This window comes from Janthinobacterium sp. YR213 (assembly GCF_900099875.1).
Classification (GTDB): domain Bacteria; phylum Pseudomonadota; class Gammaproteobacteria; order Burkholderiales; family Burkholderiaceae_D; genus Janthinobacterium; species Janthinobacterium lividum.
On the sequence record NZ_FNDA01000005.1, the window covers coordinates 554,155 to 573,527 of the forward strand.

General features: G+C 63.2%; 17 protein-coding genes. 7 read left to right on the forward strand and 10 right to left on the reverse strand.

Annotated elements, in window-relative coordinates; all coding sequences use genetic code 11:
* Positions 1-46 precede the first annotated feature (46 nt).
* Both BLT98_RS23475 and BLT98_RS23480 read right to left on the reverse strand, forming a co-directional pair.
* The gene (locus tag BLT98_RS23475) at positions 47-1,549 is read right to left on the reverse strand and encodes a CoA-acylating methylmalonate-semialdehyde dehydrogenase (RefSeq protein WP_092611925.1); all 1,503 of its coding nucleotides are present in this window, start codon (positions 1,547-1,549) and stop codon (positions 47-49) included.
* A gap of 82 nt (positions 1,550-1,631) precedes the next feature.
* Positions 1,632-2,948 carry an omega-aminotransferase AptA gene (locus tag BLT98_RS23480; protein ID WP_092611928.1) on the reverse strand — a complete coding sequence of 439 codons (1,317 nt, stop codon included), beginning with the start codon at positions 2,946-2,948 and terminating at the stop codon, positions 1,632-1,634.
* Between the two features lie 199 nt (positions 2,949-3,147).
* Here BLT98_RS23480 and BLT98_RS23485 point away from each other — a divergent pair, with 199 nt between their 5' ends.
* The gene (locus BLT98_RS23485; RefSeq protein ID WP_092611931.1) at positions 3,148-4,605 is read left to right on the forward strand and encodes an aminotransferase-like domain-containing protein; all 1,458 of its coding nucleotides are present in this window, start codon (positions 3,148-3,150) and stop codon (positions 4,603-4,605) included.
* 10 nt (positions 4,606-4,615) lie between these two features.
* Entirely contained in the window at positions 4,616-5,314 is a 699-nt protein-coding gene (locus BLT98_RS23490; RefSeq protein WP_092611934.1) for a TetR/AcrR family transcriptional regulator, read from the forward strand.
* Between the two features lie 13 nt (positions 5,315-5,327).
* Here the strand turns inward: BLT98_RS23490 and BLT98_RS23495 are convergent, their stop codons facing one another.
* On the reverse strand, positions 5,328-6,263 hold the full coding sequence (locus BLT98_RS23495; protein ID WP_092612105.1) for a choice-of-anchor A family protein: 936 nt from the start codon (positions 6,261-6,263) through the stop codon (positions 5,328-5,330).
* Between the two features lie 311 nt (positions 6,264-6,574).
* Here BLT98_RS23495 and BLT98_RS23500 point away from each other — a divergent pair, with 311 nt between their 5' ends.
* The 4 genes from BLT98_RS23500 to BLT98_RS23515 all read left to right on the forward strand — a co-directional run bounded on the left by BLT98_RS23500 (position 6,575) and on the right by BLT98_RS23515 (position 9,227).
* Positions 6,575-7,057, forward strand: coding sequence for a hypothetical protein (locus BLT98_RS23500; RefSeq protein ID WP_034785567.1), 483 nt, complete (start codon positions 6,575-6,577; stop codon positions 7,055-7,057).
* A 142-nt stretch (positions 7,058-7,199) separates the two neighbouring features.
* On the forward strand, positions 7,200-7,469 hold the full coding sequence (locus BLT98_RS23505) for a hypothetical protein (RefSeq protein ID WP_070260145.1): 270 nt from the start codon (positions 7,200-7,202) through the stop codon (positions 7,467-7,469).
* A gap of 160 nt (positions 7,470-7,629) precedes the next feature.
* Positions 7,630-8,052, forward strand: a complete 423-nt coding sequence (locus tag BLT98_RS23510; protein WP_034785571.1) for a VOC family protein — start codon at positions 7,630-7,632, stop codon at positions 8,050-8,052.
* 11 nt (positions 8,053-8,063) lie between these two features.
* On the forward strand, positions 8,064-9,227 hold the full coding sequence (locus BLT98_RS23515; RefSeq protein ID WP_092611940.1) for a dipeptidase: 1,164 nt from the start codon (positions 8,064-8,066) through the stop codon (positions 9,225-9,227).
* Here BLT98_RS23515 and BLT98_RS23520 read toward each other — a convergent pair.
* From BLT98_RS23520 to xapA, 7 genes are all read right to left on the reverse strand, one after another.
* Positions 9,224-10,441, reverse strand: coding sequence for a nucleoside deaminase (locus BLT98_RS23520; RefSeq protein WP_170846479.1), 1,218 nt, complete (start codon positions 10,439-10,441; stop codon positions 9,224-9,226). The genes BLT98_RS23515 and BLT98_RS23520 overlap by 4 nt on opposite strands.
* Positions 10,442-10,445: 4 nt before the next feature.
* A complete protein-coding gene (locus BLT98_RS23525) occupies positions 10,446-10,880 on the reverse strand; it encodes a cytidine deaminase (RefSeq protein WP_348272745.1) in 435 nt (144 codons plus the stop codon).
* A 58-nt stretch (positions 10,881-10,938) separates the two neighbouring features.
* Positions 10,939-12,261 carry a thymidine phosphorylase gene (gene deoA / locus BLT98_RS23530; RefSeq protein ID WP_092611946.1) on the reverse strand — a complete coding sequence of 441 codons (1,323 nt, stop codon included), beginning with the start codon at positions 12,259-12,261 and terminating at the stop codon, positions 10,939-10,941.
* Between the two features lie 74 nt (positions 12,262-12,335).
* Complete coding sequence (locus BLT98_RS23535; RefSeq protein ID WP_092611949.1) at positions 12,336-14,687, reverse strand: aldehyde dehydrogenase family protein; 2,352 nt, start codon at positions 14,685-14,687, stop codon at positions 12,336-12,338.
* A 42-nt stretch (positions 14,688-14,729) separates the two neighbouring features.
* On the reverse strand, positions 14,730-15,689 hold the full coding sequence (gene deoC, locus BLT98_RS23540; RefSeq protein ID WP_046685481.1) for a deoxyribose-phosphate aldolase: 960 nt from the start codon (positions 15,687-15,689) through the stop codon (positions 14,730-14,732).
* Positions 15,686-16,879, reverse strand: coding sequence for a phosphopentomutase (locus BLT98_RS23545; protein WP_092611952.1), 1,194 nt, complete (start codon positions 16,877-16,879; stop codon positions 15,686-15,688). Before BLT98_RS23545 ends, deoC begins: the two co-directional genes overlap by 4 nt.
* Positions 16,880-16,996: 117 nt before the next feature.
* Entirely contained in the window at positions 16,997-17,836 is an 840-nt protein-coding gene (gene xapA, locus BLT98_RS23550) for a xanthosine phosphorylase (protein ID WP_034785579.1), read from the reverse strand.
* 378 nt (positions 17,837-18,214) lie between these two features.
* Here xapA and BLT98_RS23555 point away from each other — a divergent pair, with 378 nt between their 5' ends.
* Positions 18,215-19,372 carry a carbohydrate kinase gene (locus tag BLT98_RS23555; protein ID WP_070260158.1) on the forward strand — a complete coding sequence of 386 codons (1,158 nt, stop codon included), beginning with the start codon at positions 18,215-18,217 and terminating at the stop codon, positions 19,370-19,372.
* Position 19,373 lies beyond the last annotated feature (1 nt).

Here is a 19,373-nt window from a genome sequence, read left to right on the forward strand (position 1 = left end):
CGCGTATTCCTCTTGTTATGTGCGGCCGGCTTGTAGTTTGAAACCTTTACTTCATCTGGGGAAAAGCAAATTCCACACCAGCGCTTGCCGTATTCGGCCAGCGCTGCATCACGGCCTTGTGGCGCGTGTAGAAACGCACGCCTTCGGGGCCATAGGCGTGGTGGTCGCCGAACATGCTGCGCTTCCAGCCGCCGAAACTGTTGAAGGCCATCGGCACGGGCAAGGGGATGTTGACGCCCACCATGCCGACCTGGATCTGGCGCACGAATTCACGCGCTACGCCGCCGTCGCGCGTGTAGATGGCCACGCCGTTGCCATACTCGTTGGCGTTGATCAGCTCCACCGCATGCACCACGTCAGGACACCGGAGCACGCACAGCACGGGACCGAAAATCTCTTCCTTGTAGATGCTCATGTCGCGCGTCACATGGTCAAATAAAGTACCGCCGACAAAGAAGCCGTTCTCGCGTCCCGCCACCACATGGTTGCGGCCATCGACCACCAAAGTTGCGCCCTGCTCCACGCCCGAGGCGATCAGTTTTTCGATGCGCTGCTTGGCGGCCAGCGATACGACCGGCCCCATTTCCGCACCATCGGCCATGCCGTCGCGCACTTTCAGTGCGGCCGTGCGCGTTGCCAGTGCATCGATCAATTTGTCGCCCGCGTCGCCCACGGCCACGACGACGGAGATGGCCATGCAGCGCTCGCCCGCCGAACCGTAGGCCGCGCCGATCAGCGCGTCGACCGTCATGTCCATGTCCGCGTCGGGCATCACCACCATGTGGTTCTTCGCGCCGCCCAGCGCCTGCACGCGCTTGCCGCTGGCGCTGCCGCGCGCATAGATGTATTCGGCGATCGGCGTGGAGCCGACAAAGCTGATCGCCTGCACCACGGGATGGTCGAGCAAGGCATCGACCGTGACCTTGTCGCCCTGTACCACGTTGAAGACGCCGTCGGGCAAACCCGCTTCTTTCAGCAGTTTCGCGTGCAGCAGGGAGGCGGACGGATCGCGCTCGGACGGTTTCAGGACGAAGGTATTGCCGCAGGCGATGGCAACGGGGAACATCCACATCGGCACCATTACGGGGAAATTGAATGGCGTGATGCCGGCCACCACGCCGAGCGCCTGGCGCATGGACCAGGCATCGATGCCGCGCGAAATCTGGTCCGTGAATTCACCCTTTAACAATTGCGGAATGCCGACGGCAAATTCAACCATCTCGATGCCGCGCGCCACCTCGCCCTGCGCATCGGCAAAGGTCTTGCCATGCTCGCGCGTGAGCATGGCGGCAAAGTCGTCCGTGTGCTGCTGGCATAACTGCAGGTAGCGGAACAGCACCCGCGCGCGCGTCAGGGGCGGCGTGGCCGACCAGGAGGGAAAGGCGGCGGCGGCCGCCTGCACGGCCGCGTCCACGTCTGCCACGGTGCCCAGCGCGACGCGGGCGACGGGCTCGCCGAGCGCGGGGTTATACACATCGCCATAGCGGCCGCTCTGCGTGTCGACTTTGGCGCCGTTGATGAAGTGGGTGATGGTGTCGAGAGTGTTCATGGTGTTCCTTTGTCAAACCCAAAAACAAGTGCCGGGGTCGGACCCTCAGGGTCCGACCCCAGGTTTTGCTTGGGGTCGCAATTCAATCAAGATTTTTGAGTACCTTGGCCAGCTTGCCAAACAGCTCGTCGACATGCTGTTTCTCCAGCACCAGCGGCGGCGACAGGGCGATGATGTCGCCGGTCGTGCGTATCAGCACGCCGTCGGCGAACGCCTGCTTGAAGGCGTTGAAGGCGCGCGTGCCGGGTTTGCCGGCGATGGGATCGAGCTCGATGCCGGCGATCAGGCCGATGCTGCGCAAGTCGATCACGTGCGGCAGGCCCTTCAGGGAATGCACGGCGTCGCTCCAATACGCCTGCATCGCTTTAGCGTGGCCCAGGATGTCCTGTTCCTCGAACACTTGCAGGGTCGCCAGCGAGGCGGCGCAAGCCAGCGGGTGGCCGGAATACGTGTAGCCGTGGAACAGTTCGATGCCGGCCGGCGCGTCCATGAAGGCGTCGTGGATGTATTGTTTGCTGAACACGGCGCCCATGGGCACCATGCCGTTGGTCAGACCCTTGGCCGTCGTCATCAGGTCCGGCTCGACATCGAAATAGTCGGCAGCGAACGGCGTCGTCATGCGGCCGAAACCCGTGATCACCTCATCGAAGATCAGCAGGATGCCGTGCTTGGTGCACAGTTCGCGCAAGCGTTTCAGATAGCCTTTCGGCGGGATCAGCACACCCGTGGAACCGGCCACCGGTTCGACGATGACGGCGGCAATCGTCGAGGCGTCGTGCAGGGCGACGATGCGTTCCAGTTCATCGGCCAGGTGGGTGCCGTATTCGGGCTCGCCCACCGTGTAGGCGTTCTTGTCCAGGTTATGCGTGTGCGGCAGGTGGTCCACGCCCGGCAGCAGGGGACCGAAGGTCTTGCGGTTGCCGCCGATGCCGCCCACGGAAATGCCGCCAAAGCCCACGCCGTGGTAACCGCGTTCGCGGCCGATCAGACGGGTGCGCGCGCCCTCGCCGCGCGCCCGGTGATAGGCCAGCGCGATCTTCAACGCCGTGTCGACGGCTTCGGAACCGGAGTTCGTATAAAACACGTGGCCGAACTTGTGGCCCGTGTAGTCCATCAGCTTTTCCGCCAGGTCGAAGGCGGCCGGATGGCCCATCTGAAAGGTCGGCGCGAAGTCCAGCTGGCCCACCATGTCGCGGATGGCAGCGACGATTTTCGGCTGCGCATGGCCGCACGGCACGCACCACAGGCCGGCCGTGCCATCGAGGATGGCGTTGCCATCGACGTCCTTGTAGTACATGCCTTCAGCCGACACGAGCAGGCGCGGGTTGGCCTTGAAATCACGGTTGTTCGTAAACGGCATCCAGAATGCCGACATCGATTCCGGCCTTGTTTCGTTCATGACCTTCTCCTTGGGATGGGCTGGCGCGGAGCCAGGATCGTTTTTGACGAAGCGTAAAATAATTTACCAGTTGGCAAAAAGCTGATGTAATAATAGACAGGCCATCCCCAATGGCACAGATACACAAACGGCAAAGTACCCCAACCGTACAGGTCGGAAAACCACTACAGTTTTGTGCAAGGCAGCATAAGGAGCCACCGTGAAGCACAGCGACAGCACAGACGATGCCCCCGAGCAAGCAAGCGGCTGGCCCGTGCTGGACATCGACCGCCAGAAAAAGGGCGGCCTCGTCGAGCAGATCGTCATCGCCATCAGCGTCATGGTGGGCAGCCGCGCCCTGCGCATCGGCACGCGCATGCCGTCCGTGCGCCAGTTCGCCCGCTGCAATGGCGTGTCGACGTTTACCGTCGTCGAATCGTACGACCGCCTGGTCAACCTGGGCTTGCTGTCGTCGCGCCGCGGTTCCGGCTATTTCGTCGCGCGCCACGATGTCGCCGCCTCGCCGCAGGCGGCCGTACACGCGAGTCCCACCGCCATCGATGCCCTCACGCCGGACCTGTATTCGGGCGTGTCCGATGCCCTGCCCGTGGGTGCGGGCTGGCTGCCGCCCGAGATGTATGGCGAAGCGACCGTGCTCGATGCCGTGCGCCAGGCCATGCGCATTCCCGCCAGCCGGCTGCGCGGCTATGGCCATCCTCTCGGTTTTCCCTCGCTGCGCCAGCACCTGGCCACCAGCCTGTCGGAAGACCTGTTTCAGGTGGAGCCGGACCAGGTCTTGCTGACGCATGGCGCCACGCATGCCTTCGATCTGATCCTGCGCAGCCTGACCAAGCCGGGCGACACGGTGCTGGTGGAAGACCCCGGCTACAGCAATCTGCAGTCGCTGATCCGCCACCACGGCTGCATCCCCGTCGGCATCAGCCGCGGCGAGGCGGGCCTCGACCTCGATGCGCTGGCCAGCGAGGCCGCGCGCACCCAGCCCAAGCTGATGTTCGTCAACACGGTGCTGCAAAACCCGCTCGGCACCTCGCTCAGCCAGGCGCAGACGCACCGGCTGCTGGCGCTGGCCGAGCAATTCGATTTCTGGCTGGTGGAAGACGATATCTACCGCGAACTGGCGGCACGCGGCGACGCATCGCTGGCGGCCATGGATGGCTTGCGCCGCGTGATCCGCGTGGGCAGCTTTTCCAAGACCCTGTCACCCGTGCTGCGCGTGGGGTCGATTTGCGCCTCGCCTTCGCTGGTGGCCGAACTGGTACGCGTGAAAATGCTGGCGGGACTGACGACGTCGGAAATCAACGAGCGCGCCGTCTACCACGCCATCTCCGCGCGGCCCTACAAGCGGATGGTCGAGCGGCTGGTGGCGCAGCTCGATGCGGCACGCGAGCGCAGTATCGACTGCCTGGCGCAGGCGGGCATGGCGCCCGTGGCACGGCCCCGCGGCGGCATGTTCGTCAGCGCCGGCTGGCCCGACGTGCAAACGCCGGAATGGAATGGCAAGATCATCGCCGACATGGCCTTGAAGGCCGGCATCCTGCTCTCGCCGAACGAATTTTTCATGCTGCGCGCGCCCGAGACGGTGTGGTTCCGCTTCAACGTGGCCTACACCGATACCCCCGTGCTGCAAGCGTTCCTGCAATCGATCCGCCCACGCTAAAGAACCTGCCATGGCCAGCGAAAAATCCCCTGCCCTTCCCGTGAAAAATGCCGGCGGCCGGCGCCTGCAAAACCGCGACCGCCTGGAAGCGGACATCCTGGAACAAGCCGTGCGCGCGTTCGCGGAAAGCGGCTATGAGGGCGCGTCGATCGCCACCATCGCCGAACGGGCCGGCCTGTCGAAGCAAAACCTGATGTATTACTTCCCGTCCAAGCAGCTGCTGTACCAGCGCGTGCTCGACGATGTGCTCGACGACTGGCTGGCGCGCATGGAGTCGCTGGCCAAAGAACACGACGAGCCGCGCGACGTGCTGCGCGCCTACATCGGCGCCAAGCTGCGTTTTTCGCGCGAACAGCCGTGGGCTTCGCGCGTGTATGCGCTGGAAGTGATCAATGGCGCGCCCCTGTACGGCGCGCAGATACGCGACCGGGTCGTGCCCCTGCTGCGCAAGGATATCGCCGTCTTCGAAGCCTGGATCGCGGCCGGCAGGATAGCGCCCGTCAACGCCACGCACCTGATGTTCGCCATCTGGGCCATGACGCAATCGTATGCGGATTTTTCAGCGCAGATGGCCCTGGTGCTGGAACGCAAGCAGCTCACGCGCAAGGATTACGAGGATGCGGAAATCCTGATCGCGCACATGGTGCTGGCGGCCGTGTCCATGCCGCCCGCAGGCGAAAAAAAACCGCCTTGCGAGGCGGTTTCCTGAACAGCGCAAACGCCTATGCTGCCGTCTTGCCCTTGCGGCGGCGCGCCATGAAGCCAACCAGGCCCAGGCCTGCCAACAACATCGCATAGGTTTCCGGTTCCGGCACGGCCGAAACATAACCGGCCACGTTGGTGGCGTTGAAATAATGGTTGGCGTTGACCTGGATGTTCGAAGCCCAGTTACCCACCACCACGTTGCCGTTGATCTGGCCATTGCCGCCGGCCAGGGTCGCCAGCGGCGCCAGAATGCTGCCATACAGGCCCACACCATTCAAGGTGATGTTTTGCGCTTCATAGAAGTTGTACAGCACATTGTATTTGCTGAAATCGCCGTAGCCGCCGGACAGGTTCACATTCTTGCCGCTGATATTGAGGATCAGGGTGTCGTTCGTGTGCAGGTTGCTGAACTTGAAGTTGTTCACCGAGCCCAACGCCGCGGAAGTCAGATCGAACACTTGCACGCTGCCCGTGCCGCCCTTCAGGGTCATGCCGCCGTAGGCCACGGAGCTGCTGCCCGTGGACGCCACTTTCGCCAGCGAGGTCGAGGTGCTTTTCAGCTGGGCCGAGGTGGAGGCAAACGATACGGGCGACGCCGTGGTCTTGGTCGCCGTGTTCAGGCCCACGCTGCTCGTCGTCGTGCTGCCGCCCACAAAATAGTTGCCGTTCTTGATCGAACCGGAGCTGTAGTTCAGATTGCCGCCAACGACCAGCGCATAGCCAGTATTACCGTGCGTGACGTAGGCGTCCTTGTTCTTGTCATTGATCGAATAGCTCGATGCGGACAGGTTACCGGCAACCAGCACGCCGCCTTCGACATCGCTGCCGGACGCGCTGAAGTTGCTCAGGGAATACAAATTGGCGCCACCGATACCCAGATCGACAACACCGGCTTGCGCGGCGCCGGCAGTGAACACGGTCGACAGAACGAGAAGGAGTGGCAATTTAGGCATGCTTGGCATTTTTATTTCCAAAAAGAAAATTAACTTGACGCCAGAATATCATATCTATTTGATTTGAGATGTCGCAAATCAACAACTTTTGTAATTATTATGCAAACATAGTTTCACAAAAGAAATTGTTTTCCTGTCGCTGCCCGGAGAACGCCTTAGCCATCCGGATGGCGCTATGAACAGACGGGAAAACAGCCATCTGTTCTGGTGTTTCAATATTGCTTAGAAGCGCAGCCAACTTGGTGATACGATCGCGGCAGCGCCAGACCAGGCCAGGCCACAGAATACGAAATCATAAGGATGAAGCACGCATGAAACGATTGTCCCTAGGCGCACTGATGCTGGCATATGCCTGCGGCGCACACGCCGATGTTGTGAACATGATCGATAACCAGCCGCTGAGCGAAACCTGGCTCAACGCGGGCTTTTATTCGTACCACTTTCAGCGCGACAAGAACCTGAATGACAGCAATCCGGGCCTGGGCGCCGAATACCGCTTTTCCACGGTCGCGTCGGTCACGGCGGGCCGCTTCTACAATAGCGACCGTGCCTACTCGAACTACCTGGGCGTGTACTACCAGCCGATCAAGGTAGGCCCGCTGCGCGTCGGCGCCGTCGTTGGCGGCTTCAGCGGCTATCCGAAGATGCGCGATGGCGGCTGGTTCCCGGCCCTGGTCCCCACCATCAGCTATGAATACCAGCGCGTGGGCGTGAATATCGCCATCGTGCCTTCCTACAAGGACCGCCTGTATGGCGCCCTCAGTTTCCAGCTGAAACTCAAGGTGTTTGAATAACCGTTTGTCCTGATTTGTCGCCGTTCGGTCCGCCATTCCTGCCATTCGTCGCATACGCGATGCCCGGCAGTATAGTTCTGCCTATAGTGGACTCATCGCCAGCATGCATACGGCAGCGGCACCCACACGACAGGAGAACGGCATGAAAGACATCAATTCGGCACCGGGCAGCACTTCCTTCAGCGCTTTCTGGAACGAGCTGTGCGCTTACACGCGCCAGGGCATGGCCGCCTTGCGTGCCATGTCGTGGCCCATGCTGCTGGCGTGCTGCCTGGGCCTGGCGTTCCTGATTACCATCTTGCCGCTGGCCATCATGCTGTTTGCCCTCGTCATGCTGCTGAAATGGGCAAGCAACAGCGATGATGCCGGCGCAGACGAAAAAGCGCCGGGCTCGCAGCAGTCGCCGCAATAAAAATTTGCGTCGTGGCAAGAGTGCAATGATTGTTCTATGGCACTATGGATGGGCACAGCACTGACAGGCATCAAACCCATCCCGATGGACGGTATGGGTACGGAACGCCACGCAGTATCCATGATCGAAGCTACTCCCCCACCGCCATAGGAGTTTTCTGATGACCACGACAGCAAAAGCTACAGCAGCGACGACCATTCCCTGCCTGCGCTACCGCGACGCGCCCGCCGCCATTGAATGGCTGTGCAAGGCGCTCGGCTTTGAAAAACAATTGATCGTGCCTGACGGCAACGGTGGCGTCGCCCATGCGCAGCTGAGCTTCGGCAATGGCATGGTCATGGTGGCGCCAGCCATCGACAGCGACTATGGCCGCCTGATGAAACTGCCCGGCGACGTCGGCGGCGCCAATACGCAAAACTGCTACCTGGTCGTCAGCGATGCCGATGCCGTCTACCGCAGCGCGCGCGAAGCCGGCGCCGAAATCGTGCTCGACATCAAGGATGAAGATTACGGCGGACGGGGATTTACCTGCCGCGACCCGGAAGGCCATATCTGGAGCCTGGGCACCTACGATCCATGGTAAAACGGAGAACAATGATTATCAGTACCCTCGCCGCCGCCAGCCTTGCGCTGATCGGCGGTTTCCTGTCCGCTCCCGTCCTCGTCGACGAACACCTCAACCGTGTCCACCCTCCGTCCGGCAAGGCGCCATCGGCAGCCACCGTGGCCCTGCACCAGAGCCTGTGGATCGCCGACCTGCATGCGGACAGCCTGCTGTGGCAACGCAACCTGAACCGCGACAGCCAGCGCGGGCATGTCGACTTCCCGCGCCTGCAACGGGCCAACGTGGCGCTGCAAGCCTTTTCCGTCGTGACCAAGACGCCGCGCAAGATGAATATCGAGCGCAATGGCAGTGACACGGACAACATCACGGCCCTGGTGGTGGCACAAGGCTTGCCGCCCGCTACCTGGAACAGCCTGCTGGCGCGCGCCACCTGGCAGGCCGACGAACTGCGCCAGCAAGCGGCCAAGAGCCATGGCAAGGTCCGGGTGATCGGCAGCCGCGCCCAGCTGCGCAGCTTCATCGCCGCGCGCGAAAAAGACCCCGCCCTGCTGGCCGGCTGGCTGACACTGGAAGGCGCGCATGCGCTCGAAGGCAAGCTGGACAACCTCGATGCCCTGCACCGGGCCGGCTTCCGCATGGCCGCGCCCACGCATTTCTTCGACACGGAACTCTCCGGTTCCCAGCACGGCATGAAAAAAGGCGGCCTGACGCCGCTGGGCCGGCAATGGCTGCGCGCCATGGAGCAGCGCAAGATGATCGTCGACCTGGCGCACGCCTCGCCGGCCACCATCGACGACGTGTTAACGATGGCGAAACGCCCCGTGATGGTCTCGCACACGGGCGTGCGCGGCACTTGCGCCAACGGCCGCAACCTCAGCGACAGCCAGTTGAAACGCATCGCCGCCCAGGGTGGCCTGGTGGGCATCGGCTTCTGGAACACGGCCGTCTGCGGCAAGGACGTGGCGTCCATCGCGCGCGCCATCAAGTACACGGTAAGACTGATCGGCGCCGAACACGTGGCCTATGGCTCGGACTTCGACGGCGCCGTCACCACGGCCATCGATGCGACGGGCTTGCCGCGATTGACGCAGGCGCTGCTCGACGCTGGCCTGTCGGAAGCGCAGATCCGCCGCGTGGCGGGCGAAAACGTACGCGACTTCCTGCTGAAGAACCTGCCGGACGACGACGCCTAACCGAGTGCGCTGATCAACGCATGGTCCGCCACCTGGCTTGGCCGGATGCGTATCAGCTTGCGGTACAACGGCGGCATCGACTCGCACAGCGCCAGCAGCGCGTCTTCATCCATGGCCGGGCGCACATACTGGAATTGCGCGGGATTATTTTCCGGCAGCGCCCCCTCCATGGTGGAGCCGTAGGCGCCCAGGGTCATGAAGCTGGCGGCGCTGTCGTCCGGGCCGATGGCCAGCACGAAGGTGCCATGCTTGGGATGCCCCAGGTAGCTTTTGATTTCTTCCTGCAGCGCCGGCTCCGCGTTCGCCATCAATTCAAAGCGCAGTTGCGCGTACTGGCGCGTGCATTCCATGAATGGCGTGCGGATGACCGACTGCGCCAATTTTCCCGGCATGCACAACAACAGGTTGCCAAAGGAATCGAGCAAGGCGGTCGCGTCGCCCTGCCCGCCATCGCGCACGTCCTGCTCCATGGCCGCCTGCAAAAATGGCGCCAGGCCGGCATCCGGCGCATGCGGCGCGCAGCGGTAAGTGAGGGCATCAGGATAGCGGCGGCGCAGGGCGCGCACCACGGCATGCTCGGACGGCAAGGTGGCGGGATCGCGCAAGTACACGTCGTCGCCGGCGTTCAGCAACTGCATCACCTGCGCCGATGTCGACTCGAACACGAGCGAGCACAGTGCCTGCGTCGCCTCGTGGATGCTCTTGCCGATGAAAAAAGATTTGGGCGCGGCGCCGGAAGGCAGGCGCGCATACTCGGTGGCGCCACGCACGGCCGGATAGCAAAAGCTGCGGCCGGCCTGCGCCTGCAGCGGCGCCGGCAAGGCGGTAAAACTGGCGCTGCCATCGTAATTGATGCCCGCCTTGACATCGGGAGCGGCCACCACCACGTTGAAACCGGCCGCCAAAATCGCCCCCGTGCACATGCAGCACGGATCGAGCGAGGTGACGATGGTCAGTTCGCCCGGCGGCGGCAAGGGTGTGCCCTTGGCCCGTTCGGCGAAATACCAATCCACCAGCTGGCGCTCGCCATGCGCGGTGGGGTCGAACACCAGGCCCTGGCGCACGACGTTGTTGTGCATCGATTGCAGCACGTTGCCGGCGCCATCGAGCAGCACGCCGCCCACGCCAAATGTACCCTGCGTCTTGGCTGCCATGGCTTCGGCCGCGGCAATCGCCACGGCGGCCTGGATGTCGATCGTCTTGTTCAAGCGGATCCTGTTACTTCATGTCCAGGTCGGAATTGCCGAAGCCGTGCGGCAGCAGCCAGCCCGCCGTCACTTCCATGACATCGTTTTTCAGATTGGTGAGGATCACCGGCAGGTCGGCGCCGCCCATCTCGAAGATCACCTGGCGGCAGGCGCCGCATGGCGAGATCGGTTCCGCCGTGTCGCCCGTGACGGCCAGCCTGGCAAAGTCGCCCGGCTTGCAGCCATGCGCGATGGCGCTGAAAAACGCCGTGCGTTCGGCGCAGTTGCACAGGCCATACGCGGCATTTTCCACGTTACAGCCACGGAAGACGCGGCCATCCTTGCACAGCAGCGCCGCGCCCACCTTGAAACGCGAGTATGGCGCGTAGGCCAGTTCGCGGCCGGCGTTGGCTTCGGCGATCAGTTCTTGGTTGTTCATTTGCTTATTTACCTGTAAAACCCGCAAGGGCTGGGGTCGTACCCTCAGGGTACGACCCCGGACTCTGCTTTGGGGCTAAAAATAGTTATGGTCGAATGGTACGGTAAATCACCGGATTGGCCGCCAGCGCCACCGCGCTGATGGCATATGCCTCCTGGATTTCCCTGACGGCTTGCTGCGCCGCCGCTTCCGTGCGCGCGTGCACCATGGCCAGCGGCTGGCCGACAGCCACCTGCTCGCCCAGGCCCACGAGGTCCGTCAGGCCGACAGCGAAATCGATGCTGTCGGTCGGACGGCGGCGGCCGCCGCCCAGGGCCACCACGGCCAGGCCGATGGCGCGGCAATCGCGCACGTTGGCAAAGCCGGCAGACAGCGCCGGCGCCGGCACGATGAATGGTGCCTGTTCCAGGTGCTTGTCCGGATGTTCGACCAGGTCGGCCGGGCCACCCAGGGCAGACACCATGCGCGAAAAGCGCTCGGCCGCTTCACCCGAATCGAGGGCCGCCATCAATTTCACGCGCGCTTCTTCTTCGGTGGCAGCCAGGCCGCCCAGCACCAGCATCTCGGCGCACAGCGCCAGGGTGACTTCATGCAGGCGCGCGGGACGCGAACGGCCCGTCAGGTAATCCATGGCGCCGCGCACTTCCAGCGCATTACCGGCGTATGGCGCCAGCGATTCGTTCATGTCCGTCAGAATCGCCGACGTCTGCATCCCCGCGCCGTTGCCGACGGCGACGATGCTTTCGGCCAGTTCCACCGACTTGTCGTAGGTCGGCATGAAGGCGCCCGTGCCCACTTTCACATCCATCACCAGCGCATCCAGGCCAGCCGACAGTTTCTTCGACAGGATGGAGCCGGTGATCATGGCCACCGATTCCACCGTGGCGGTGACGTCGCGGATACTGTAGAAACGCTTGTCGGCCGGCGCCAGCTGCGCCGTCTGGCCGATGATGGCCACGCCGATCTCCTGTACCACCTTGCGGAACAGTTCATTGTCCGGCACCGTGCAGTAGCCGGGAATGGCGTCGAACTTGTCCAGCGTGCCGCCCGTGTGGCCCAGGCCGCGGCCCGAGATCATCGGCACGTAGCCGCCGCACGCGGCGACCATGGGGCCCAGCAGCAGGGAGACGACATCGCCCACGCCGCCCGTCGAATGCTTGTCGACGACAGGGCCCGGCAGGTTCAGCGAGCGCCAGTCCAGCACCTGGCCGGAATCGCGCATGGCCAGGGTGAACGCCACGCGCTCGTCCATGTTCATGTCGTTGAAATAGACGGCCATGCCCAGCGCCGCGATCTGGCCTTCGCTGACGCTGCCGTCAGTGATGCCCCGCACGAAAAACTGGATTTCCTCGGCGCTCAGCACGCCCTTGTCGCGTTTCTTGCGAATGATTTCCTGGGTTAACAACATGGAATAACTCCAATCATAAGATCTGGGGTCAGTCCCTGCGGATCTGACCCCAGCTTTGTAACGCTAGTTACCTATCAGACGCCGTAAGGAATCCACACGTTTTTCACTTGCGACGCATGCGCCAGCACGGCACGGCCGCCGCTTTGCGCGGCGCTGTACCAGTCGCGGCCCTTCGCGCCGCCTACCCAGGTGCGCTTCAGGGTACCGGCCGACAGGCGCTCGACTTCCGCGCAACCTTCAGCGGAACCGTCATGGCGCCAGACGGCGTCGATGTCGGCGTGCGTGGCCATGGTGCGCGCCAGTTCATCGGCGTTGCCGCTGATGATGTTGACGACGCCGCCAGGCAAGTCGGACGTGTCGAACACCTGGTACAGGTCCAGCGCGGAGAGCGGATGCGCTTCCGACGGCACCACCACCACGCGGTTGCCCAGCGCGATGGCCGGCGCCACCAGCGAAATGAAGCCGAGCAAAGGCGCTTCATTCGGGCAAACGATGCCGATCACGCCGACCGCTTCGTTCAGCGCCACGGTGATGCCTTTCGTTGGCGGCTGGTGCGCCAGGCCATCGTACTTGTCGGCCCAGGCAGCGTAGTAGAACAGGCGTTCGATCGATGCCTGTACTTCCTTCTCAGGATTTTTACTGCCCGTCATGGCGGCGATGCGGGCGGCAAATTCGTCGGCGCGCGCGGCCAGGTTTTCAGCGATGTAGTACAGCACTTGCGCGCGGTTGTGCGCCGTGGCGCCGGTCCAGCCGGACGCTTTATGGGCCGCTTCGACGGCGTTGCGGATATCCTTGCGGCTGCCCACGCCCACTTCGGCCAGCAAGGTGCCATTCGCGCCAAACACGGGGGTGCTGTAGGCGCTGTCAGGGCGCGCCTGCTTGCCGCCGATGTACATCTTGGCCGTGCGGTCGATGGCGAACGGATCGGCTGCCGCCGGCTTCACATTGCCCTTGGCTTTCGCTTCCACCACCGGCAAGGCCGGACGCGCATCTTCGGCCAGGGCCGTCATGTATTCCAGCATGCCTTCGCGGCCGCCTTCGCGGCCGAAGCCCGATTCGCGGTAGCCGCCGAAGCCGCACGCGGCGTCGAACTGATTCGCGCTGTTGATCCACACCACGCCAGCCTTGATGGCGGGAGCGATATCGAGCGCCAGGCTGATCGACTCGGTCCACACGCTGGCGGCCAGGCCGTACACCGTGTTGTTCGCCAGTTGCACCGCTTCAGGCGGCGTGCGGAAGCTCATGGCCACCAGCACGGGGCCAAAGATCTCAGCCTGCGCCACGGCGGCCGAGGTCGACGCGCCCGTGATCAGGGTGGGCGGGAACCACGAACCGTCGGCAGGCAACTCGCACGCCGGCTGCCATACATCGCAGCCTTCGGCGCGGGCCGAATCGACCAGCGCGGCGATGCGCTGGCGCTGCACGGGATCGACCAGCGCGCCCACGTCCATCGATTTGTCCAGGGGCGAGCCGAGACGCAGGTTTTCCATGCGCGCGCGCACCTTGTTCAGGAAGCGCTCCTGGATCGATTCCTGCACCAGCAGGCGCGAACCGGCGCAGCACACTTGCCCCTGGTTGAACCAGATCGAATCGACCAGGCCTTCCACGGCGCCGTCCAGGTCAGCGTCTTCAAAGACGATGAACGGCGACTTGCCGCCCAGCTCCAGCGACAGCTTCTTGCCGCTGCCGGCCGTCGCTTCACGAATAAGGCGGCCCACTTCGGTGGAACCCGTAAACGCGATCTTGTCGACGCCAGGATGGTTGACGATGGCCGAGCCCACGCGGCCGTCGCCCGTGACGATATTGACCACGCCGGCCGGCACGCCCGCCTGCACGCACAGTTCGGCGAACAGCATGGCGGTCAGCGACGTGAATTCGGCCGGCTTGAAGACGACCGTGTTACCGGCCGCCAGGGCCGGGGCGATTTTCCACGACAGCATCAGCAGGGGGAAATTCCATGGCACGATCTGGCCCACCACGCCCACGGCGCGGTAGTCGGCGAATTCTTCCGACTGCAGCTGCGCCCAGCCGGCGTGATGGTAGAAATGGCGCGCGGCCAGCGGCAGGTCGATATCGCGCGTTTCGCGGATGGTCTTGCCGTTGTCCAGGGTTTCCAGCACGGCGAACAGGCGCGAATGCTTTTGCAGCAGACGGGCCAGCGCGTACATGACTTTCGCGCGGCCGTGGCCACCCATGCCTTGCCATACGGGCAGCGCGCGGCGCGCCGCTTCCACGGCGCGTTCCACGTCTGCATCGCTCGCTTGCGTCAGCTCCGCCAGCTGCGTGCCGTCGGCAGGATTGGTCGAGGCGAACAGTTCCGCAGGCTCGCTCCAGGCATTGTCGATGAACAAACCGAATGTGCGCTGGTGGCCAGCTAGCCAAGCCTGCGCTTCTTTTTGACTTTCGGGAGCAGGGCCGTAGTCCATAGTATTGAGAATCTCGTTAATTGTTGGCATGACGATTGTTCTTTAAGGTTGTGCGTGACGATGATTGGCCGAGTAGCTGCCGGTGACGTAGTGCTCGAGCTGGCGCTCGATGTCGGTCAGCAGGCTGGAAGCGCCGATGCGGAACAGGTGCGGCTGCAGCCATTCGTTGCCCAGTTCTTCCTTCATCAGGGTCAGGTATTGCAGCGCGCTCTTGGCCGAGCTGACGCCGCCGGCCGGCTTGAAGCCCACCTGGAAGCCCGTCTGCTCGTGGTATTCGCGGATCGTGCGCACCATCGTCAGGGCCACGGGAATGGTGGCGTTCACGCCCTCCTTGCCGGTGGAAGTCTTGATGAAATCGGCGCCTGCCATCATGCAGACCCAAGAAGCCTTGGCCACGTTTTCCATGGTCAGCAAGTCGCCCGTGGCAAGAATCGCCTTCACGTGCGCTTCGCCGCAAGCCTTGCGGTAGGCCAGCATTTCGTCGTACAGCACTTGCCAGTTGCCGTTCAGGACGTGCTGGCGCGTGATGACGATATCGATCTCCGAAGCGCCCGCGGCGACCGACAGTTCGATCTCGCGCAGCTTCGTTTCCATGCTCGTCAGGCCGGCCGGGAAACCCGTCGACACGGCAGCGATGGGCAAACGGCCCTGGATGACCTTCACGGCCGGCTGGATCATCTCGTGGTACACGCACACGGCGCCGGTACTCAGTTCCGTCAAGCCCAGTGCGTCCATCAGGTCGGCGCGCAGCGGGCGCATGGCCTTCATGCACAGGCGTTCCACGCGGCCCGGCGTATCGTCGCCGCCCAGGGTGGTCAGGTCGATCATCTGGATGGCTTTCACCAGCCAGGCGGCCTGGTATTCCTTTTTCACGGTGCGGCGGTTCGCCAGGCTGGCCGCGCGGCGGTCTGTCGCGGCGCGGTTGACGCGGATCTGGTTGATCCAGCCCAGGTCGAGGCCGACGGCCTCGTTACGCTTGAATTCGGGGTGCATGAGTGTCATAACAAGCTGGTTCCATTAGCAAGTGGTGGTACGCCAAGGTGCTTGGCGAGGGTTTGGCCAATATCGGAGAAGGTCTCGGAAATACCCAGCGCGCGCGGGGCGACGCCGGGGCCGAAGAAGATCATCGGTATATGTTCGCGGGTGTGGTCGGAGCCGTGCCAGGTCGGGTCGCAGCCATGGTCGGCGGTGATCACGACCAGGTCGCCTTCCTTGAGCTTGGCCATGAATTCCGGCAGGCGCGCATCCATTTCGCGCAGCGCGTCGGCATAGCCCTCGACGTTGCGGCGGTGGCCGAAAGCCTGGTCGAAGTCGACGAAGTTCACAAAGGTGAGCGACTTGTCCTGCACTTCATCGGCCGTCTTCAGCAGCGCTTCGAACAGCGCCATGTTGTCGACGCCCTTGACGACTCTGGAGATGCCCTGGGTGGCGAAAATGTCGCTGATCTTGCCCAGGCCGACGACTTCGCCGCCCGCATTCTTGACGTGGTCGAGCAGGGTCGGCGCGGGCGGCGCGACGGCGTAGTCGTGGCGGTTGGACGTGCGCGTGTAGTTGCCATTGCTGCCGGTGAACGGGCGGGCGATAACGCGGCCGATGTTGTACGGCTCGACCAGCTTGAAGGCCATTTCGCATACCTGGTACAGGCGCTCGAGGCCGAACGATTCTTCATGCGCGGCGATCTGCATCACCGAGTCGCCCGAGGTATAGATAATCAGCTTGCCGGTGGCGACGTGTTCATCGCCATGCTTGTTGATGATGTCCGTGCCCGAGGCATGGCAGTCACCGAGGAAGCCCGGCACGCCGGACATGGCCTTGAGCTTGCCGGTCAGGTCGGCGGGGAACGATGGCGTGGTACGGGGAAAATATCCCCAGTCGAATTCGACGGGCACGCCGGCGATTTCCCAGTGGCCGCTCTGCGTGTCCTTGCCGGTGGAGCGCTCGCGCGCCGCACCGTAGGCGCCGGTAAAACCGTCGCGCTGGTCGAAGCCCGTGGCCCATTCGCCGCTGGCCAGTTGCGCCGCGGCGCCCAGCCCCAGGCGTTCCATGTTCGGGAGTTTCAAGGTCTTGCCGCTTTTGGCGACAGTGCTGGCAATGTGGCCAAAGGTATTGGCACCTGCGTCGCCATACTTGGCGGCGTCTGGCGTCGCGCCAAGGCCGAAGGAATCAAGCAGGAGGATAAATGCGCGTGACATGATAAGGCTCGCTTTATGGATTGATGCGGGATGATGCGGACAGTGTAGGCCGGTTTTTCCCGGCCTGCCGCGCGGCAGCGCCGGTGGCCGGCGCGCCGCTACTGCATAAAAAAGTGCTTAGGCTTGCGGTTTTTCAGCGACTTTGGCGAGGAAAGCCAGGATCAGCTTGACCAGGTCTTTCGCGCCGATGGCCGCGTATTTCAGGGTTTGCTCGTGCGACAGGGCGAATGGCGACATGCCTTCGGCCAGGTTGGTGATGACGGACACGCCCACCACTTTCAGGTCGCAATGGCGGGCCGAGACCACTTCCGGCACCACCGACATGCCGACCGTGTCGGCGCCCAGGCGGGCCATCATGCGGATTTCGGCGGCCGTCTCGAAGTTCGGGCCAGGGTAGGCGACGAACACGCCTTCGTGCAGGGTGATGCCGTTCGAGGCAGCCGTGTCCGCGACGAGCTTGCGCAGGTCCGCATCGTAAGCGTTGGCCATGCTGAAGAAGCGCGGACCGAAGCGGTCGTCGTTCGGGCCGACCATCGGCGTGCCTGGCAACAGGTTGATGTGGTCGCTGATGGCCACCAGGCTGCCGGCGTCCACTTCAGGGCGCAGGGAACCGGCGGCGTTGGTGACGAACAGCATTTCGCAGCCCAGCAGTTTCAAGGTGCGGATGGCGCTCGTCATCACGCCCATGCCATAGCCTTCGTAGAAGTGGCCACGGCCCTTCATGCAGACGACGGCGACGCCCGACAGGGTGCCGATCACCAGTTCGCCGGCATGGCCGTGCACGGTGCTGATCGGGAAGCCTGGCAATTCGTCAAAGCTGATGCTGACGGCGTCCGTCATCTGCTCGGCCAACACGCCCAGGCCGGAGCCGAGGATCATCGCCACGCGCGGCTTGAAATTTTCAGGAGCGCGGGCACGGATGATTTCGGCGGCGTGGAAAGGGGTGTTGTTCGACATGGTTATCCTCTGTTTGACTAATGATGATGGTTGCTGCCTGCGCGGCCGTGTCCGGTGAAGGACTGCGGCCCAGGTATCGGGTAAGTATGGTGTTACAGGTATATCGAAATGCGTATTGCCTCTATTTGCCGCCACTATGCATCAAACGGAATATGTATGGCAAATACCATTTTTCTTGCCCATTTATACAATTCAAATATAAATGGCCGATATTATAGTCGAGACAAGCCCAGGTTCGCCATGCCCGGGAAATGCTTGCATACAAGCTCCATACGACCACTTTTGGCGCACGTCCGATACGAACTTCACACACGCTTGACACCGACAAGACAAATGTTTACAGTTTAAGACAAATGTTTAAACCTCAGCGAAAACCTTGTGACCGATACCAATAAAAAAGACCAGTTGTACACGCTGATCCGCAACAACCCCTTCATCTCGCAGCAAGACCTGGCGAGCGAACTGGGCTTGTCGCGCTCGGCCGTCGCCGGCCACATCGCCGGCCTCATCCGTGAGCGACGCTTGCTGGGACGCGCCTACGTGCTGCCCGACAGCCGCCCCGTGCTGTGCATAGGCGCCGCCAACCTCGACCGCAAGATGCGCACGCTGGCGACCCTGCAGATGGGCACCTCGAATCCCGTGCGTTCGGAAGAAGTATTTGGCGGCGTGGGCCGCAACATCGCGGAAAACCTGGCCCGATTGTCGATTCCCGTGGCATTGCTGACGGCGCTGGGCGACGATGCGGCCGGCCACGCCCTGCAGACGCACGCGGAAGACGCTGGTATCGACATGCGCGGCAGCTTACATCTGAGCAACACCAGCAGCGGCACCTACACGGCCGTGCTCGACGAACATGGTGAAATGCTGCTGGCAATGGCCAACATGCAACTCTATGAACAACTGACACCGGCCTTTTTGCATAGCCGCCAGCCGCAGCGCGCCGCCGCCGCCCTCACCGTCTGCGACCTGAACCTGGGCCACGACAGCGTGCAGGCACTGCTGGCCGACGCGCGCCAGGATGCGGCGCACGCGACGCCGCTCGTCATCGTCGCCGTCTCGCAGCCGAAGATGGCGCACCTGCCGCAAGACCTGACGGGCTTGTACCTGCTGATCCTCAACCGGGGCGAACTGGAAACACGCGTGGCGCGGACCCTGCCCACGGCAGCGGACCTGCGCGCCGCCTGCCGCGAAGTACAGCGCCAGGGCGCGCGCCAGGTGATCGTCACCTGCGGCGGCGAAGGCGTGTACTTCACGGATGGCGACAGTCCGGACGCGCCTATCGTCCACCTGGCCGCGCGCGAAGTGGACGCCGTCGACGTGACTGGCGCCGGCGACGCGTTTTCCGCCGCCGTCTGCTGGTCGCTCTACCACGACAGCAGCGATTTGAAACTGGCTTGCCGGCGCGGCCTGAAGCTGGCCGCCATGACCCTGGAATCGGCTGCCACCGTCTCCCCACAGATTTCCGCCGGCGCGCTCGACAGCATTGACGACGCCGACCTGGCGCCGCCTCCCCCTACCCTCTTTCAACAGGATTAAA

What these genes read in the sequence shown, in the direction of transcription:
- BLT98_RS23480 (WP_092611928.1), bottom strand. Translation starts at nt 2,948, where the DNA reads ATGAACGAAACAAGGCCGGAATCGATGTCGGCATTCTGGATGCCGTTT.
- BLT98_RS23500 (WP_034785567.1), top strand. Translation starts at nt 6,575, where the DNA reads ATGAAACGATTGTCCCTAGGCGCACTGATGCTGGCATATGCCTGCGGC.
- BLT98_RS23535 (WP_092611949.1), bottom strand. Translation starts at nt 14,687, where the DNA reads ATGGACTACGGCCCTGCTCCCGAAAGTCAAAAAGAAGCGCAGGCTTGG.
- xapA (WP_034785579.1), bottom strand. Translation starts at nt 17,836, where the DNA reads ATGTCGAACAACACCCCTTTCCACGCCGCCGAAATCATCCGTGCCCGC.
- BLT98_RS23545 (WP_092611952.1), bottom strand. Translation starts at nt 16,879, where the DNA reads ATGTCACGCGCATTTATCCTCCTGCTTGATTCCTTCGGCCTTGGCGCG.
- BLT98_RS23510 (WP_034785571.1), top strand. Translation starts at nt 7,630, where the DNA reads ATGACCACGACAGCAAAAGCTACAGCAGCGACGACCATTCCCTGCCTG.
- BLT98_RS23515 (WP_092611940.1), top strand. Translation starts at nt 8,064, where the DNA reads ATGATTATCAGTACCCTCGCCGCCGCCAGCCTTGCGCTGATCGGCGGT.
- BLT98_RS23475 (WP_092611925.1), bottom strand. Translation starts at nt 1,549, where the DNA reads ATGAACACTCTCGACACCATCACCCACTTCATCAACGGCGCCAAAGTC.
- deoA (WP_092611946.1), bottom strand. Translation starts at nt 12,261, where the DNA reads ATGTTGTTAACCCAGGAAATCATTCGCAAGAAACGCGACAAGGGCGTG.
- BLT98_RS23495 (WP_092612105.1), bottom strand. Translation starts at nt 6,263, where the DNA reads ATGCCTAAATTGCCACTCCTTCTCGTTCTGTCGACCGTGTTCACTGCC.
- deoC (WP_046685481.1), bottom strand. Translation starts at nt 15,689, where the DNA reads ATGACACTCATGCACCCCGAATTCAAGCGTAACGAGGCCGTCGGCCTC.
- BLT98_RS23490 (WP_092611934.1), top strand. Translation starts at nt 4,616, where the DNA reads ATGGCCAGCGAAAAATCCCCTGCCCTTCCCGTGAAAAATGCCGGCGGC.
- BLT98_RS23505 (WP_070260145.1), top strand. Translation starts at nt 7,200, where the DNA reads ATGAAAGACATCAATTCGGCACCGGGCAGCACTTCCTTCAGCGCTTTC.